This window comes from Variovorax sp. CF079, from assembly GCF_900101545.1.
Classification (GTDB): domain Bacteria; phylum Pseudomonadota; class Gammaproteobacteria; order Burkholderiales; family Burkholderiaceae_C; genus Variovorax.
Genome location: NZ_FMZU01000008.1, coordinates 205992 through 221793 on the forward strand (window position 1 = coordinate 205992; position 15802 = coordinate 221793).

Sequence of the window (15802 nt, forward strand, 5' to 3'; positions counted from 1 at the left end):
GTTCACAGGAATCTTCGCCATGTCTTCCCCGCACTCCCTCACCCATGCCAAGGTCGACTTTGTGAGCGGCGACTTCGACGCGCTGGCATCGCACATGCGACATTGCGCGCGCGCACAGGGGCGATGGTTCACGGTGAAGAGCAGATTGCAGCGCATGCGCTCGGCCGCCGCCGGCCGCATCGTGACGATGGCCTGCCTGGCCGTGGTTCTCCTCATCGGGCTGTACGCGGTCGCTTGAGCGCTGCGGTGGTCGTCGACCGGCTCGACTCCCTCAGCCAGTACGCGCGCAATCTTCTTCTCGGGCCCTACGAAGCGGTCGAGCCGCCGATCCGCGCCGAGTTGTTCGGCGCGCAGCGCTTCGAGCAGCACGGCCACAGCCTGGCCCGGGCGCAGGTCGTGCGCAGCGAGGACTCCCGCGGTGACGCCACGCCTTTTTTCCCGCGCGTCGATCGCAACCTCGAATCGCTGCGCAGCGCCTTCGACTACATCGCCCTGATCTCGCAGAGCGGACGCTACGTCACGCCGGCGGCCGAATGGCTGCTCGACAACTTCCACCTGGTCGAGGCGCAGCTGCAGCAGATTCGCGAGGGCGTGCCGCGCAGCTACTACGCGCGCCTGCCCAAGCTCGCGGCGCCGCCGCTCGCGGGCTTGCCGCGCGTCTACGGCATCGCCTGGGCCTACGTGGCGCATACCGACAGCGTGTTGAACCAGGAGCTGTTCACCGCCTTCCTCAATGCCTACCAGGACATCGACGAGCTCACGCTCGGCGAACTGTGGGCGCTGCCGACCACGCTGCGCGTGGTCCTGCTCGAGAACCTGCGGCGTGTGGCCGAGGGCATTGCCGAAAGCAAGGTGGCGCGCGAGGTCGCGCATGCGGCCTGGGACGCCGCCGACAGGCTCTCCGCGCAGGACCTGGACGTGCTCTACCGCGCGCTGCAAAGCCGCGGCATGCAGGAACGCTTTCTCACCCAGCTGTGGCTGCAGTTGCCGGTCGAGCATGGCGAGGATGCGCCCGCGCTCCTGAAGTGGACCGAGCAGCATTGCCCGAACGGCCCGGCATTGGTCAGCGAGGCGCAGACGATGCAGGCCGCCGCCAACCTCACGGTCGGCAACATCATCACCACGCTGCGCATGATCGGCCAGGTCGAGTGGGCCGACCTGATCGAGCCGGTGAGCCGTTCGCTGCGCGTGCTGCGCGAGCTGCCCAGCTTCACGCGCGAAAGCGAGCTCACGCGCCAGCAGATCACCCATGCGATGGAGCAGGTGGCACGCACCAGCCGCCGGCCTGAGCGCGAGGTCGCGCAGGCCGTGGTGCGCCTGGCCTTCGACGCGGCCTGTGATCCGCCCGAGGATGGGGATGCCGAGACCCGCTGGTCGCAAGCCGAATGCACCGCCGGCTATTACCTGTTCGGGCAAGGGCTTCCGGCCCTGAGCTTTGCGCTGGCGCCGGCGGACGGCACCGGCGCAGCGCGCATCGCGCCGCGCCTGAGCGCGCTGCGCGCCTGGCGCCCGACGCTCTACGTGCTGGCCGTGCTGGCCGGCACCGCGCTGCTGCTGGCGGCGGCGGTCCAGGGCCTGAACCGCAGCGGCTGGCCCGATGCGCCCTGGCAGGCGCTGGTCGCGCTCGTGCTGCTCGCCTGGCCCCTGTCCGAAGCGGTCATCGCGCTGGTGCACCGCATCATGGCCGAATCGACCCGCGTCCAGCCGTTGCCGCGGCTCGATTTCGCGCACGGCATTCCCGAGGTGCACCGGGTGCTGGTTGCCATTCCGGCGCTGCTGAGTTCGGAAGCGGCCAATGTCCAGCTCGCGCACCGGCTCGAATTGCATTGGCTCGCCAACCGCGAAGCGCAGGCGCAGTTCGCGCTGCTGACGGACTGGGCCGATGCCGTCGAACCCTCGCTGCCCGGTGATGCCACCCTGCTCGACGACGCGCTGCGGCGCATCGCCGCGCTCAACGACCGCTATCCCGCGCCGCCAGGGACGGTGCCGCGCTTCCTGCTGCTGCACCGCGCGCGCAGCTGGTGCGAGACCGAGCGGCGCTGGATGGGCTGGGAGCGCAAGCGCGGCAAGCTCGAGATGCTGCTGCGCCTCCTGGCCACGGGCGAGGACAGCGGCTTCCTGCCGCTGGCGCCCGGCCTGCAGCTGGCCGAGCGCATCCCCTACGTGCTGACGCTCGACAGCGACACCGGCCTGCCGCCCGGCGCGCTGCGCGAGCTGGTCGCGGTGGCAGCCCATCCGCTCAATGCGCCGCAGCTAGACCTGGCCAGCCGCCGCGTGGTGAGGGGCTTCGGCATCTTCCAGCCGCGCATCGTCACGCCCTTCCCGGAGCGCAACGAACGTTCCTTCTTCCACTGGATGTTCGCCGGCCAGTGCGGGCTCGACCCGTACAGCAGCAGCGCCTCTGACCTCTACCAGGACGTGTTCGGCAGCGGCTCCTTCACCGGCAAGGGTCTGCTCAACGTGCGCGCCGTCCATGCGACGCTGGACCGGCGCCTGCCGGACGGCGCGGTACTGAGCCACGACCTGCTCGAAGGCGCGGTGGCGCGCTGCGGCGTGGTGAGCGACCTGGTGCTGATCGAAGACCATCCGCATCACACCGGTGTGGCGGCCTCGCGCGTGCACCGCTGGACGCGCGGCGACTGGCAACTGCTGCCTCTGATGCTGCGCGCGCCGCGCTTCGGCATCGATGCGCTGGGCCTCTGGAAGATGAGCGACAACCTGCGCCGTGCGCTGGTGGTGCCGGCATCGACCGCGCTGCTCGCGTGGGTCGTCTTCACCGATGCGGTCCCGCTGCCCTGGGCGCTCGCGGCCGTCGCGGCGGCGCTGATGCTCGGCCCCATGCTCGGCGCACTGGCGGGCCTGGTGCCGACGCGGCGCTCGATCGAGCTGCGCCACTTCTTCGACGTCGGTTCCACCGAGCTGCTGCGCGCCATGGCCGGCGCGGCCTGGCAGTTCGTCCAGCTGGCCGCGCAGAGCCGCCTCTTGCTCGATGCCATGGTGCGCGCCGCATGGCGCCTGGCGGTGAGCCGCCGGCACCTGCTCGAATGGACCACTGCGGCCCAGGCCCAGGCGCAGGCCAGCTACCAGTTGGCGCCCTTTCTGCGCAACGGGGCGATCGCGAGCCTGGTCTGCATCGCACTCGCCGCGGCCGCGTTCTGGAGCCCGCATCCGTGGCTGGGCATGCTGGTGTTCGGGCTGTGGGCGCTGGCCCCGGTCGCGGCCTGGTGGGGCAGCCGCGTACCGGTGGGCAACGAAGGCACGCTGGCCGCCGAGCACCGCAACTACCTCGAAACGCTGGCGCGCGACACCTGGCGCTTCTTCGAGCAGGTGGTCGGGCCCGAGGACAATCACCTGCCGCCTGACAACCTGCAGTTCGAACCCGAGCCCACCATCGCGCACCGCACCTCGCCGACCAACATCGGCATGTACCTGCTGGCCAGCTGCTGCGCACGCGAGTTCGGCTGGCTCGACACCACGGCGCTCGTCGCCCGGCTGCAGGCGACCTTCGACACCATCGACCGCATGGACAAGCACCAGGGCCATCTCTACAACTGGTACGACACGCGCTCGCTCGAGCTGCTGCTGCCGTCCTACGTGTCCAGCGTCGACAGCGGCAACCTTGCAGGCCACCTGCTGGCCGTGGCCCAGGCCTGCCGCAGCTTCGCGGCCGACGGCAGCGGCGCCGGCGCGCAACTCGAAGCCCTCGCCCTGCGCTGCGAGGCCTTGTGCGCGGGCATGGATTTCCGCGGGCTCTACGACGCCAAGCGCCACCTGTTCCACATTGGCCTCAGGGTCGAGGAGAACGAGCTCGATGCGAGCTACTACGACCTGCTCGCCTCCGAAGCGCGGCTGCTGAGCTTCCTCGCCATCGCCAAGGGCGACGTGCCGCGGCGCCACTGGATGGCGCTCGGGCGGCCTTTTCTCTCGGTCGGCGTACGGCCCGGGCTCAAGTCCTGGTCGGGCTCGATGTTCGAGTACCTGATGCCCACGCTGGTGATGACAGAGCCGGTGGGCGGCCTGCTGCAGGTGGCCAACCTCGCGGCGGTCGGCGAGCAGCAGGCCTTCGGCAACATGCAGAACCTGCCATGGGGCGTCTCGGAGTCGGCCTACTTCGCGCAGGACCATTCGCTCGCCTTCCAGTACTCGCCCTTCGGCGTGCCGCGGCTGGCGCTGCGCCGCACGCCGCCCACCGACCGCGTGGTCGCGCCCTACGCCACCATGATGGCCGCCGTGCTCGCGCCGGCCGATGCGGTGGTCAACCTGCGGCTGCTCGAATCGCTCGGTGGGCGCGGCGAGTTCGGCTTCTTCGACGCGATCGACTTCACCGCCTCACGCCAGCCCGCGGGCCAGCCTTTCACCGTGGTGCACAACGTCATGGCCCACCACCACGGCATGGCGCTGGTGGCACTGTGCAACGTCGTGTGCGACGGCGCGCCGCGCCGCTGGTTCGGCAGCGCGCCGCTTGTGCGGGCGCACGAGTCGCTGCTGCACGAGCGCACGCCGCGGCAGATCATCGGCAGCGCCGATCCGCGCATGCCGCCCGAGCCGGGCACCGGCGAGGCGCCGCCGATCTTCCAGCCGCGCGTGGTCGATCCTCACGAGCCCGGCTTCCAGCCCACCCACCTGCTGTCGAACGGCCACTACACCGTGGCGCTGCGCGCCAACGGCGCGGGCGTGAGCCGCTGGCGTTCGTTCAACGTGAGCCGCTGGCGCGACGATCCGCTGCGCGACGGCTACGGCACCTTCTTCTATGTGCGGGACATCGGCAGCCCGACGCTCACCTCGCTGACCGCCCTGCCCGCGCCCGGCGAAGAGTGGCGCTACCGCGCGCGCTTCCTGGCCGACCAGGTGCAGTTCGATGCCAGCGGGCCCGGCCTGCAGGCGCGCACCACGGTGCTGATCAGCCCCGAAGACGACACGGAGCTGCGCACGGTCGCGCTGCACAACACCGGCAGCGAGACGCGCACGCTGGAGCTCGTCTCGTACTTCGAACCGGTGCTCTCCGACCCCAAGGCCGACGAGGCGCACCCGTCCTTCGCCAACCTCTTCGTCGAGAGCCGCTGGGAGCCCGGCTGGCGCGCGCTGCTGCTGACGCGCAAGCCGCGCCTGCACGGCGACCCGGTGGTGGCCGCTGCGCACTTCGTGGCCTCGGTCGATGCGCAGGTGCTGTCGGTCGACTGCATGACCGACCGGCGCGCCTTCATCGGGCGCAACCGCACGCTCGCGACGCCGACCCTCGATCCGCAATCGGCAGCGCCCGACGGCACGCCGGTCAGCGGGCTGGATCCCATCGCCTGCCTGCGCGTGCGCCTCGAGATCCCGCCGGGCGGTACGGCACGCGTGACCTTCGCCACCGCGGCCGACGAGGACGTGGAAGCCCTGATGCCCAGCATCGACCGCTACCTGCAGCCGATGCACGTCGAGCGCGCGACGCGCATGGCCGCCACGCTGGCGCAGGTGCGCCTGCGCGACCTCAGCATCGACCCGGCGAAGAACCAGGCGCTGCAGGACCTCACGACCATCCTGACCTACACCACGCCGCGCCCGATGCGCGACCGCGGCCTCATCGACCTGCGCCAGATCTGGCGCTTCGGCATCTCGGGCGACAAGCCGATCGTGCTGGTCTACATCCACTCGATCGCCGGCAAGGGCCTGGTCGACACGCTGCTGCGCGCCCAGCCCTGGTGGGGCTTCGGCGGCGTGGCCTGCGACCTGGTGGTGCTCAACGGCGAGCCCAATTCCTACCTGATGCCGCTGCAGCGGGAGATCGAGGCGCTGCGCAGCCGCGTCGCGCAGCAGACGCAGAACAGCTTTCCGCGCAACGACGCGGCCGGCTTCTACCTGCTGCGCGACCACGAAGTGGCGCCCTCGGAAAAAGCGGCGCTGTCGAGCCTGGCGCGCGCGGTCTTCACCGCCGACGGCCGCTCGCTCGAGATGCAGGTGGCGGCGCTGCGCGAAGCGACCTCGGCCGGCCCGGCGGCGGAAGATCTCGGCCCGCGCGTCCAGCTCTCGCTGCTGCCGCCTGCGGCCGAGCTCGCCGATGCGGTGACGGCGCCGCGGGGCGGCTTCGATGCCGAAAGCGGCGAGTTCCGTTTCGAGGTCGATCCCAACCGGCGCACGGCGCGGCCCTGGATCAACGTGATCGCCAACCCCTCCTTCGGCTTCCAGATTTCCGAATCGGGCACCGGCTACACCTGGGCTGTCAACAGCCGCCTGCACCAGCTCACGCCCTGGTCGAACGACCCGGTGCAGGACCCGGCCTTCGAGCACTACCTGCTGCAGGACCTCGATTCGCGCGAGCTGTTGCCGCTCACGCCGGCCAGCCGCGGCGGCGCTGCCGCCAGGCACCGCGTGCGCCACGGCCAGGGCTACACGGTGTTCGAATGCCTGCACCGCGACGTCGCGCTGGAGACCACCTTCTTCGCCGACCGCGACGAACGCATGAAGCTGGTGCTCGTCAAGGTGCGCAACGAGGGCACCCGCCCGCGCCGCCTGCGCGCGCTTGCGATGGTCGAGTGGCAGCAGGGCGCGGCGCGCGGCGAGCGCCGCACCGTCCACACCTGGAAGCCCGAGGACCTGCCCGCGGTGTTCGGCCAGCAGCGCGAGTCGAGCACCGGCTTCGGCGGCAGCACCGGCTTCGTGGCGCTCGCCGGCTTGAACGGCGCGACCCAGTGGACCTGCGAGCGCAGCGAATTCTTCGCCGGGCACGGTGCGGTCGAAGTGCCCGACACGCTGGCCCAGCGTGCCGGCAGCGGCCTCGATGCCTGTGCCGCGGTGGCCGGCGACTTCCCGCTCGCCGCCGGCGCGAGTGCGAGCTTCACCTTCATGCTGGGCCAGGCCGACAACCCCGAGGCTGCGATGCAGATGGCGCGCCGCTGGCAACAGCGCGACGTGCCCGAGGCGCTGGCCGCGGCACGCGGCTTCTGGGACGAGCTGCTCGGCCGGCTGCAGGTACGCACGCCCGATCCGCTGTTCGATGCGCTGGTCAACCGCTGGCTCATCTACCAGACGCTGGTGTGCCGACTCTGGTCGAAGGCCGGCTTCTACCAGGCCGGCGGCGCCTTCGGCTTCCGCGACCAACTGCAGGACGCGATGGCTTTCGCGCTGACCGATCCGGCGCGCCTGCGCGAGCAGATCCTGGTCAACGCGGCGCGCCAGTTTCCCGAGGGCGACGTGCAGCACTGGTGGCACATGCCCGGCGGCGCCGGCGTGCGCACGCATTTCTCCGACGACCTGCTGTGGCTGCCCTATGCCGCCTCGCATTACGTCGAAGTCACGGCCGACCGCTCGGTGCTCGACGAAGTCGTGCCTTTCATCGACGGCCCCGGAATCCCCGACGGCGCCGAGGACGCCTACTACGCACCGCAGACCAGCAGCCACACGGCCACCGTCTACGAACACGGCGCGCGCGCGATCGACCGCAGCCTCGCGACCGGCGTCCACGGCCTGCCGCTGATGGGCACCGGCGACTGGAACGACGGCATGAACCGCGTCGGCCACGAAGGCCGCGGCGAATCGGTCTGGCTCGCCTGGTTCCTGTGCAGCGTGGTCGAGCGCTACGCGCCTTTTGCCGAGGCGCGCGGCGAGAAGGCACGCGGGGAGCGTTGGCAGGCCGCGCGCAAAGGCTGGATCGCCGCCCTGCACGGCGCCGGCTGGGACGGCGCCTGGTTCCGGCGCGCCTTCTTCGACAACGGCGCGCCGCTCGGCTCGGCGCTTAACGAGGAGTGCCGCATCGACCTGATCGCGCAGGCCTGGTCGGTGCTCTCGGGCGCCTCGGACACGAACCACGCCACGCAGGCCCTCGCATCGATGAAGGCCCATCTGCACGACGAGCCCGCCGGCCTGCTGCAGCTGCTGCATCCGCCGCTGGCGCATTCGCCCAACAACCCGGGCTACATCCAGGCCTACCCACCGGGCGTGCGCGAGAACGGCGGCCAGTATTCGCATGCCGCGGTGTGGGCGCTGATGGCACAGGCGCTCACCGGCGACACCGAAGCCGCATGGCACAGCTTCGAGGGCCTGAGCCCGGCGCACCGCGCGCGCCATCCCGAGCGCGGCCCCGCCTACGAGCTCGAGCCCTACGTGATGGCCGGCGACATCTACGGCGCCGCGCCCTACGTCGGCCGCGGCGGCTGGAGCTGGTACACCGGCTCGGCCGCATGGCTGCACCGCGCCGCCGTCGAAACCCTGCTGGGCCTGGCGGTGCACGGCGACCGGCTCTCGCTCACGCCGCGCGTGCCGGCGCACTGGCCGGGCTTCGAGATCACGCTGCGGCTCAAGGGCCGGGAACTGATCGTGCAGTACGGCGACGCCACCACGGCGGCGGTGCCCACGCACCACATCGCCCGAGGCGAATGGACCATCTGGCGCACGCTGCCCGACAAGGCCGTGCTGCGCGTCGGCTGAAAAAACCAAGGCGCAGCACAATTGGCGCCTGACATGGACAGCCTCGATCTCATCAAGACCTTTCGCGAAGTCGCCGCCCACGGCAGCTTCTCCCGAGCCGCCAGCAAGCTCGACATGTCCAAGGCGACGGTCAGCAAATACGTGGCCGAACTCGAAACCCGCTTCGGCGTGCGCCTGCTCAACCGTTCGACCCGCTCGGTGAGCCTGACCGATGCCGGTGCGCTGCTGCTCGAGCGCAGCAAGCCGGTGATGGAGATGGTGGAGCTCACCCAGGCCGAGCTGCAGGAGCATGCGAGCCGGCCCACGGGCCGCTTGCGCATCTCGGCGCCGCACGGCATGGGACAGGGCGACCTGCCCAAGCTGCTGGCCCAGTTCATGGGCTACTACCCCGAGGTGAGCCTCAGCCTGCACCTGAGCAATCGCACGGTCGACATGGCCGAGGAGGCGATCGACCTGGCGCTGCGCTTCGGACCGATCGCGGACGACAACCTCATCGTGCGCAAGCTCACGCCCGTGAAGCTGGTGGTGTGCGCCTCGCCGCGCTACTGGAAGAACCACGGCATGCCGACCCGGCCGGCCGATCTGTCGCAGCACGAGGCGCTGACCCACTCGAAGCTGGGCCCCCATCCGCGGTGGCGCTTCGAGGTCGACGGCCGGCCGCTGGACGTGCCGGTCAAGAGCCGCATGGATTCGACCGAGGGCGGGCCGCTGATCCAGGTCGCGCTGCTGGGTTTCGGCGTGCTCTACTTGCCTGCCCTGCTGGTGCAACCGCACATCGACCACGGCGAACTGGTGCCGGTGCTGCAGGACTTCGTGCGCAACGACATGTGGCTCTCGGCCGCCTACTTGCAGCGGCGCCACAACAGCGCGGCGCTGCGCGCGCTGCTGGACTTCCTGCAGACGCGCATCGGCGCAAAAAGCGCGCCCGGCCGCGCCTAATCCCCGAGCAGCTCGCCGATCGGCTGCAGGTCTTCCACCCGGTCGCAGATTGCCTTCACGACCATCATGATCGGGATACCGAGCAGTAGGCCCCAGATGCCCCAGAGCCAGCCCCAGAAGATCACGCCGACGAACACAGCCACCGGGTTCATGCGACTGGTGCGGCTGGTGAGCCAGGGCACCAGCAGGTTGCCCACCAGCGTGTGCATCAGGAGCGAGACGCCGCCGACCACGAGCGCCATCTGGATGCTGTTGAACTGGAGAAAGGCCACCAGGCCCGCCGCCGCCATCACGATGACCGAGCCGAGGTAGGGGATGAGATTGGTCACTCCCGCGACGATGCCCCACACCGCGGCGTTGTCGACGCCGAGGGCCCAGAACGCGAGGCCGGTGGCGACGCCGACCACGGCGCTGGTGAGGATCTGCACCAGCAGGTAGCGCTCGATGTGCTGCGTGATGTCGTCGAGCACGTTCACCGTGATTCTTTTCTTCTGCAGGCTGGGCCCGGTGATCTTCACCAGCTTGCGGCGGAAGGTGTCGCCCGAGCCGAGCGCGAAGAAGGTCAGGAAGGCGACCAGCGTGAGCTGCCCGACGGCGGCGATCAGCCCCACCGTGCCGCTCCAGAGGTAGTCGCGCACGTTGAAGGTCGGCCGCTCGATGACCACGCGCGCCACGCCCTTGCGCGCTGCGACCTTGGCCGAGTTCTCCTCGGCGGCCTGTTCGAGCTGCGCCGCGGCCTTCTGCACCGTGTCGAGCGCGCTGGGGTCGGTGCTTCTGCCGCTGCGCACGGCCAGGCGCAGCTTCTGGGCGGCGACCGGCAGCGTATCGAGCAACTCGGAGGCGCTGCCGGAGAGCGAATAGCCGGTCCAGCCCACCCCGCCGCCGAGCCCGAGCAGGATCAGGGCCGCGCCGATCCAGCGCGAGATCTTCCAGCGTTCGAGCCAGCCGACCAGCGGCGCCAGCGCGTAGGTCAGCAGCAGGCTCAGCATCAGCGGAACGAACACGGCCTTGGCCCAGTGCAGCGTGAACACGCCGGCCAGCACCGCGATCACCACCAGCGCGGCGCTGCGCACGTCGACCGGCATGTGCAGCAGCACGCGCTCCGGTTCGGGGGCGGGGGGCTCTGCCGGCGGCTCGGCCTCCTTCTTCTGTTCGGCTTCCTTCTTCTGTTCGGCTTCGTCGTTCATCGTGGATCCTTGAGCGCCTCGCGCACCGCCGACAGCTGGCGCCGCGACACCACCACCGGCTCCGGAATGCCGTCGAGCCGGAGCGCCCAGCCCTCGGCATCTTCACCGTCGTCGTATTTCTCGAGCGCCCGGATCGCCGCGCGCGCCACCAGCGCATTGCGGTGCACGCGCACGAAGCGCGCCGGATAACGCTCCTCGAATTCGGCCAGCGAGCCGTCATAGATGTGGCTGCGCGTCGGCGTGCGCACCGTGAGGTACTTGAACTCGGACTTGAGGTAGAGCACCTCGGACATCGGCACGCGCTCGGTGCGCCCGCGGTCCTGGATCAGCAGCACCTCCTGCGGTGCCTCGGTGGCCGCGCCGCGCCGCTCCTTCAGGTAGCGCTCGGCCTTCTGTAGCGCCTGCTGCAGCCGTTCAGCGCGCACCGGCTTGGTCAGGTAGTCGACCGCTTCCAGCTCGAAGGCGGTGACCGCATGCGCCGCATGGGCCGTGACGAACACCACCGCCGGCGCACCGGCGCGCTGTCTCAGGCTGCGTGCGAGCTCGAGGCCGTCGATGCCGGGCATGTGGATGTCGAGCAGCACGAGATCGAATCGGGTGTCCGCCAGTTGTTCCAGCGCGCCGGCGCCGTGCGCGGCCTCTGCCACAACCTCCGCCGCCGGCGACTTGCAGTCGGCCAGCAGCGTGCGCAGCCGCGACCGGGCGAGGGTTTCATCATCGACGATCAAGGTGCGGAGAGCGCTCATGACTTCAGGCTTCGGCAGGAATGGCAATGCGCACACGGTAGCTCTTCTGGTCCATCCCGGCGCTGAACTGCGCCTGCATATCGTGTAGGAGGCGCAGCCGGTCGCGCACGTTGGCCAGCGCGATGCCGTGCCCGCGCGGCAGGGGTTCGTCGGCCCAGCGCAGCGGCGGCAGGCTGTTGACCACTTCGATCACCGCCATGCCGCCACGACGCTCGGTGCGGATGCGGATCTTGGCACCGGCCGGACTCGGCTCGACGCCGTGCTTGACCGCGTTCTCGACCAGCGGCTGCAGCAGGAGCGGCGGCAGGCGCGCGGTGTTGGCCGCCGGGTCGATGTCCCAGCGGATGCGCAGCCGCTCGCCGAAGCGCACCTGCTCGATCGCGAGGTAGCGTTCGGCCAGCGCGATCTCGTCGGCCAGCGTGACCGACTCGCCCGGATCGGCCAGCGCCTGGCGGAACAGCTCGCTCAGGTCTTCCAGCATGGTCTCGGCCTTGGCCGGCTCCTCGCGCACCAGCGCGATGGCGCTGTTGAGGGTGTTGAAAAGAAAATGCGGCCGGATGCGCGACTGCAGTTCTTCGAGCCGCGCCGTCATGGCCGCCGGCGTCTGGCCGCGCGCGCGCAACACCAGCGCGGCCATCACCAGCGCGGCGAACATCGCGCCGGCCAGGGCGCTCGCGAGCCAGGGCGCGCTGCCGAGCACGCCCGTCAGCCGCAGCAGGCCACAGCCGTAGAGCGCGGAGAGCGCACCCAGCAAGGCGCCGGCGACGTACTGTGCCGCGCGCGGCAGGCGGCCGAGCAGCTTCTTGAGCCAGCAGGCCGCGAGCAGCCACAAGAGCGTGGCCGGCAAGGCGCCGCCGGTCACCGTGGCCATCAGCACCAGCCACTCGGCGGGCGCCGGCGAGACGAACAAGGTCGCGACGGCGACCACGGCTTCGACGAACATCACGGTGCGCAGCACCACCCCGATCTGGCAGGCGTCGAACAGCGCAACCCTCGCACGCGCAGGCCCGCGAGCGCGGGCAGGAGCCGGCGTCGAAGGGGTGGCCGATAAAATCGTCGGGTTGCGCATCAGAGCTGAAACATTCGGGTGCAAACCCATTATTGCCTCCCACCCCGATTCACCCCCATGACCTCCAACCAACTCGACAAGAAATCCGAAGCCTGGTCCGCCCTGTTCTCCGAACCGATGAGCGACCTGGTGAAGCGCTACACCGCCAGCGTCTTCTTCGACAAACGGCTGTGGCAGGCCGACATCGAGGGCTCGCTGGCGCATGCGGGCATGCTGGCCAAGCAGGGCATCATCGGCGCCGAGGACCACGCGGCCATCCAGGACGGGATGGCGCAGATCCGCGCCGAGATCGAATCCGGCACCTTCGACTGGAAGCTCGACCTCGAGGACGTGCACCTGAACATCGAGGCGCGGCTCACGCAGCTGGTGGGCGATGCCGGCAAGCGCCTGCACACCGGCCGCAGCCGCAACGACCAGGTCGCCACCGACGTGCGGCTCTGGCTGCGCGGCGAGATCGACCTGATTGCGGAGCTCTTGACCGCGTTGCAGAAATCGCTGGTCGCCATCGCGGAGAAAAATGCCGACGTGATCCTGCCCGGCTTCACCCACCTGCAGGTGGCGCAGCCGGTGAGCTTCGGCCACCACATGCTGGCCTATGTGGAAATGTTCGCGCGCGACGCCGAGCGCATGGCCGACGTGCGCCGCCGCGTCAACCGCCTGCCGCTGGGCGCCGCCGCGCTGGCCGGCACCAGCTACCCGCTCGACCGCGAGGCCGTGGCCCGCGCGCTCGGCATGGACGAGGTCTGCCAGAACAGCCTGGACGCAGTGAGCGACCGCGACTTCGCGATCGAATTCACCGCCGCCGCCTCGCTGGCCATGGTGCACATCAGCCGCCTGAGCGAAGAGCTGGTGCTCTGGATGAGCCAGGCCTTCGGCTTCATCGACATCGCCGACCGCTTCTGCACCGGCAGTTCGATCATGCCGCAGAAGAAGAATCCGGACGTGCCCGAGCTCGCGCGCGGCAAGACCGGCCGCGTGGTCGGCCACCTGATGGGGCTGATCACGCTCATGAAGGGCCAGCCCCTGGCCTACAACAAGGACAACCAGGAAGACAAGGAGCCGCTGTTCGACACCGTCGACACGCTCAAGGACACGCTGCGCATCTTCGCGGAGATGGTGGGCGGCATCACGGTGAAGCCCGAGACGATGGAGAACGCGGCCTTGCGCGGCTATGCGACCGCGACCGACCTGGCCGACTACCTGGTGAAGAAGGGCCTGCCCTTCCGCGACGCGCACGAAACCGTGGCCCATGCGGTCAAGGCGGCGATCTCGCACAAGGTCGACCTGTCGGAGCTGCCGCTGGCGGTGCTGCAGACCTTCAATCCGCAGATCGAGAAGGACGTCTACGACGTGCTGAGCCTGCGCGGTTCGCTGCATGCGCGCAACATCCTCGGCGGCACCGCACCCGCCCAGGTGCGCAAGCAGATCGCCCGGCATCGCGCCCGGCTCGGCTGAAGCCGTCCATGGGAAGCAGGCACGAATGCTGCAGTGCGGTATTTGTGCCCAGTTGTAAAAATGTAGTGCTAAAGTTGCATTGCATCCCGCCTGAGCCGCCTGCAATCTAGCGGGCCCCCGAATCGCACGAGAGCGTCTCCGAATCCATGGAAAAACCCAACTGCGTCGTCGTCATCCTGACTTTCAATTCCGCCTCGATCATTCGGGAGACCGTGTCGCAGGCGAAGAAGCTGAGCCCGCACGTCTACGTGGTCGATTCGCACTCGTCGGACAACACCGTCGCGATCCTCGAGGAGCTGGGCTGCACCGTGGTGCAGAGGCCTTTTTCCAACTACAGCGACCAGCGCAACTGGGCGATCTCGCAGGTCGAGGCCTCCTACGGCTGGCAACTGCACCTTGACGCCGACGAGGTGCTGGACGCGCAGGCGGTCGACGAGATCAAGGCCCTGCTCTCGGGCACTCCGCGCTTCGACGCCTACCTGCTGCGCCGGCGCGACTACTTCATGGGCAAGATGCTGCGCTTCTCGGGCGTCAATCCCTGGCACCTGCGGCTGTTCCGCTCGGGCACCGGGCGCTGCGAGTCGCGGCTCTACGACCAGCACTTCATCAGCTCGGCGACGCCCGGCCGCATCAGCGGCTTCATGCACGACAAGAATTCGGCCAGGCTCAGCGACTGGATCGCGAGCCACAACCGCTGGAGCGATGCCGAGGCCAAGGAAAAGCTCGGCCCCCGCTTGGGCGGCGACAACGTGCTGCAGCCGCGGCTCATGGGCGACGCCCGGGAACGCACGCGCTTCATCAAGGAGCTCTACTACAAGCTGCCGACCGGCCTGCGCTCGCTGAGCTATTTCGTCTACCGCTACATCTTCCGGCTTGGCTTTCTGGACGGCACCACGGGCTTCTATTTCGCTTTTTTTCAGGCATTGTGGTTCCGCATGCTGGTCGACGCGAAGATGTACGAGCAGCGCAGTACCCAGCTACCCCAGCGGCTCAACTGATTTTTCTTACGGAGTGATTTCGCAGCATGCGCCAATACAACGCTTCCAAGAAGATGCTCGTCACCGGCGGCGCCGGTTTCCTGGGCAGCCATTTGTGCGACCGGCTCATCGAGCAGGGTCACGACGTCCTGTGCGTCGACAACTTCTTCACCGGCACCAAGCGCAACATCGAGCATCTGCTCGACCATCCGCGCTTCGAGCTGATGCGGCATGACGTGACCTTTCCGCTCTACGTGGAAGTGGACGAGATCTTCAACCTCGCCTGCCCGGCCTCGCCGATCCACTACCAGCACGATCCGGTGCAGACCACCAAGACCAGCGTGCACGGCGCGATCAACATGCTGGGCCTGGCCAAGCGCGTGCGGGCCAAGATCCTGCAAGCCTCCACCAGCGAGGTCTACGGCGATCCCGAGATCCATCCGCAGGTCGAGGCCTACTGGGGCCGCGTGAACCCGATCGGCATCCGCAGCTGCTACGACGAAGGCAAGCGCTGCGCCGAAACCCTGTTCTTCGACTACCACCGCCAGCACAAGCTGCGCATCAAGGTCGTGCGCATCTTCAACACCTACGGCCCGCGCATGCACATGAACGATGGCCGCGTGGTGTCCAACTTCATCGTGCAGGCGTTGAAGGGCGAGGACATCACGATCTACGGCGACGGCCAGCAGACGCGCAGCTTCTGCTACGTCGACGACCTGGTCGAGGCGATGCTCAGGATGATGGTCACCGGCGACGAGGTGCCCGGCCCGATCAACATCGGCAACCCCGGCGAGTTCTCGATGCTGGAGCTGGCCAACAAGGTGATCGAGCTCACCGGCTCCAAGAGCAAGCTGGTGCGCATGCCGCTGCCGGCCGACGACCCGAAGCAGCGCCGCCCCGACATCTCGCTGGCGCAGAAGGAGCTCGGCGGCTGGGAGCCCAAGACCCAGCTCGAAGAGGGCTTGAAGAAGACCATCGCCTACTTCGACCAGATCCTCTCGGAATCCACAGCAGCTTGACCCC

Annotated in this window: 9 protein-coding genes; 6 read left to right on the forward strand and 3 right to left on the reverse strand. The window is 69.2% G+C overall.

The features are described 5' to 3' along the window. Positions 1 to 19: 19 nt before the first annotated feature. The 3 genes from BLS74_RS13015 to BLS74_RS13025 are packed head-to-tail and all read left to right on the forward strand — an operon-like array spanning position 20 to position 9345. A complete protein-coding gene (locus tag BLS74_RS13015; RefSeq protein WP_093106673.1) occupies positions 20 to 238 on the forward strand; it encodes a hypothetical protein in 219 nt (72 codons plus the stop codon). Beyond that, on the forward strand, positions 235 to 8406 hold the full coding sequence (locus BLS74_RS13020) for a glycoside hydrolase family 94 protein (RefSeq protein ID WP_093106676.1): 8172 nt from the start codon (positions 235 to 237) through the stop codon (positions 8404 to 8406). Before BLS74_RS13015 ends, BLS74_RS13020 begins: the two co-directional genes overlap by 4 nt. A 33-nt stretch (positions 8407 to 8439) precedes the next feature. Further along, positions 8440 to 9345: a LysR family transcriptional regulator gene (locus tag BLS74_RS13025; RefSeq protein ID WP_093106679.1), complete on the forward strand. Its 906-nt coding sequence runs from the start codon at positions 8440 to 8442 to the stop codon at positions 9343 to 9345. On the opposite strand, the gene BLS74_RS13030 is transcribed toward BLS74_RS13025, so the two are convergent. Genes BLS74_RS13030 through BLS74_RS13040 form a run of 3 tightly spaced genes read right to left on the reverse strand, consistent with a single transcriptional unit; the run spans position 9342 to position 12347 of the window. After that, a complete protein-coding gene (locus BLS74_RS13030) occupies positions 9342 to 10532 on the reverse strand; it encodes an AI-2E family transporter (protein ID WP_093106682.1) in 1191 nt (396 codons plus the stop codon). The two genes, BLS74_RS13025 and BLS74_RS13030, sit on opposite strands and share 4 nt — an antisense overlap. Next, positions 10529 to 11278 (reverse strand): LytR/AlgR family response regulator transcription factor, encoded by a 750-nt coding sequence (locus BLS74_RS13035; protein WP_093106685.1) that lies wholly within the window; start codon positions 11276 to 11278, stop codon positions 10529 to 10531. Before BLS74_RS13035 ends, BLS74_RS13030 begins: the two co-directional genes overlap by 4 nt. A gap of 4 nt (positions 11279 to 11282) precedes the next feature. Next, positions 11283 to 12347 carry a sensor histidine kinase gene (locus BLS74_RS13040; RefSeq protein ID WP_244503858.1) on the reverse strand — a complete coding sequence of 355 codons (1065 nt, stop codon included), beginning with the start codon at positions 12345 to 12347 and terminating at the stop codon, positions 11283 to 11285. A gap of 57 nt (positions 12348 to 12404) precedes the next feature. Between BLS74_RS13040 and argH the strand changes: the two genes are divergently transcribed. The 3 genes from argH to BLS74_RS13055 all read left to right on the forward strand — a co-directional run bounded on the left by argH (position 12405) and on the right by BLS74_RS13055 (position 15798). Next, on the forward strand, positions 12405 to 13802 hold the full coding sequence (gene argH, locus BLS74_RS13045; RefSeq protein ID WP_093106691.1) for an argininosuccinate lyase: 1398 nt from the start codon (positions 12405 to 12407) through the stop codon (positions 13800 to 13802). Positions 13803 to 13948: 146 nt separating this feature from the next. Next, entirely contained in the window at positions 13949 to 14800 is an 852-nt protein-coding gene (locus BLS74_RS13050; protein WP_093106694.1) for a glycosyltransferase family 2 protein, read from the forward strand. 26 nt (positions 14801 to 14826) lie between these two features. Next, entirely contained in the window at positions 14827 to 15798 is a 972-nt protein-coding gene (locus BLS74_RS13055; protein ID WP_093106697.1) for a UDP-glucuronic acid decarboxylase family protein, read from the forward strand. Positions 15799 to 15802: the final 4 nt, after the last annotated feature.

Excerpts from the sequence above, each read along its gene's own strand:
- BLS74_RS13015 (WP_093106673.1), top strand. The coding sequence starts at position 20 with ATGTCTTCCCCGCACTCCCTCACCCATGCCAAGGTCGACTTTGTGAGC.
- BLS74_RS13025 (WP_093106679.1), top strand. The coding sequence starts at position 8,440 with ATGGACAGCCTCGATCTCATCAAGACCTTTCGCGAAGTCGCCGCCCAC.
- BLS74_RS13030 (WP_093106682.1), bottom strand. The coding sequence starts at position 10,532 with ATGAACGACGAAGCCGAACAGAAGAAGGAAGCCGAACAGAAGAAGGAG.
- BLS74_RS13035 (WP_093106685.1), bottom strand. The coding sequence starts at position 11,278 with ATGAGCGCTCTCCGCACCTTGATCGTCGATGATGAAACCCTCGCCCGG.
- BLS74_RS13040 (WP_244503858.1), bottom strand. The coding sequence starts at position 12,347 with ATGCGCAACCCGACGATTTTATCGGCCACCCCTTCGACGCCGGCTCCT.
- argH (WP_093106691.1), top strand. The coding sequence starts at position 12,405 with ATGACCTCCAACCAACTCGACAAGAAATCCGAAGCCTGGTCCGCCCTG.
- BLS74_RS13050 (WP_093106694.1), top strand. The coding sequence starts at position 13,949 with ATGGAAAAACCCAACTGCGTCGTCGTCATCCTGACTTTCAATTCCGCC.
- BLS74_RS13055 (WP_093106697.1), top strand. The coding sequence starts at position 14,827 with ATGCGCCAATACAACGCTTCCAAGAAGATGCTCGTCACCGGCGGCGCC.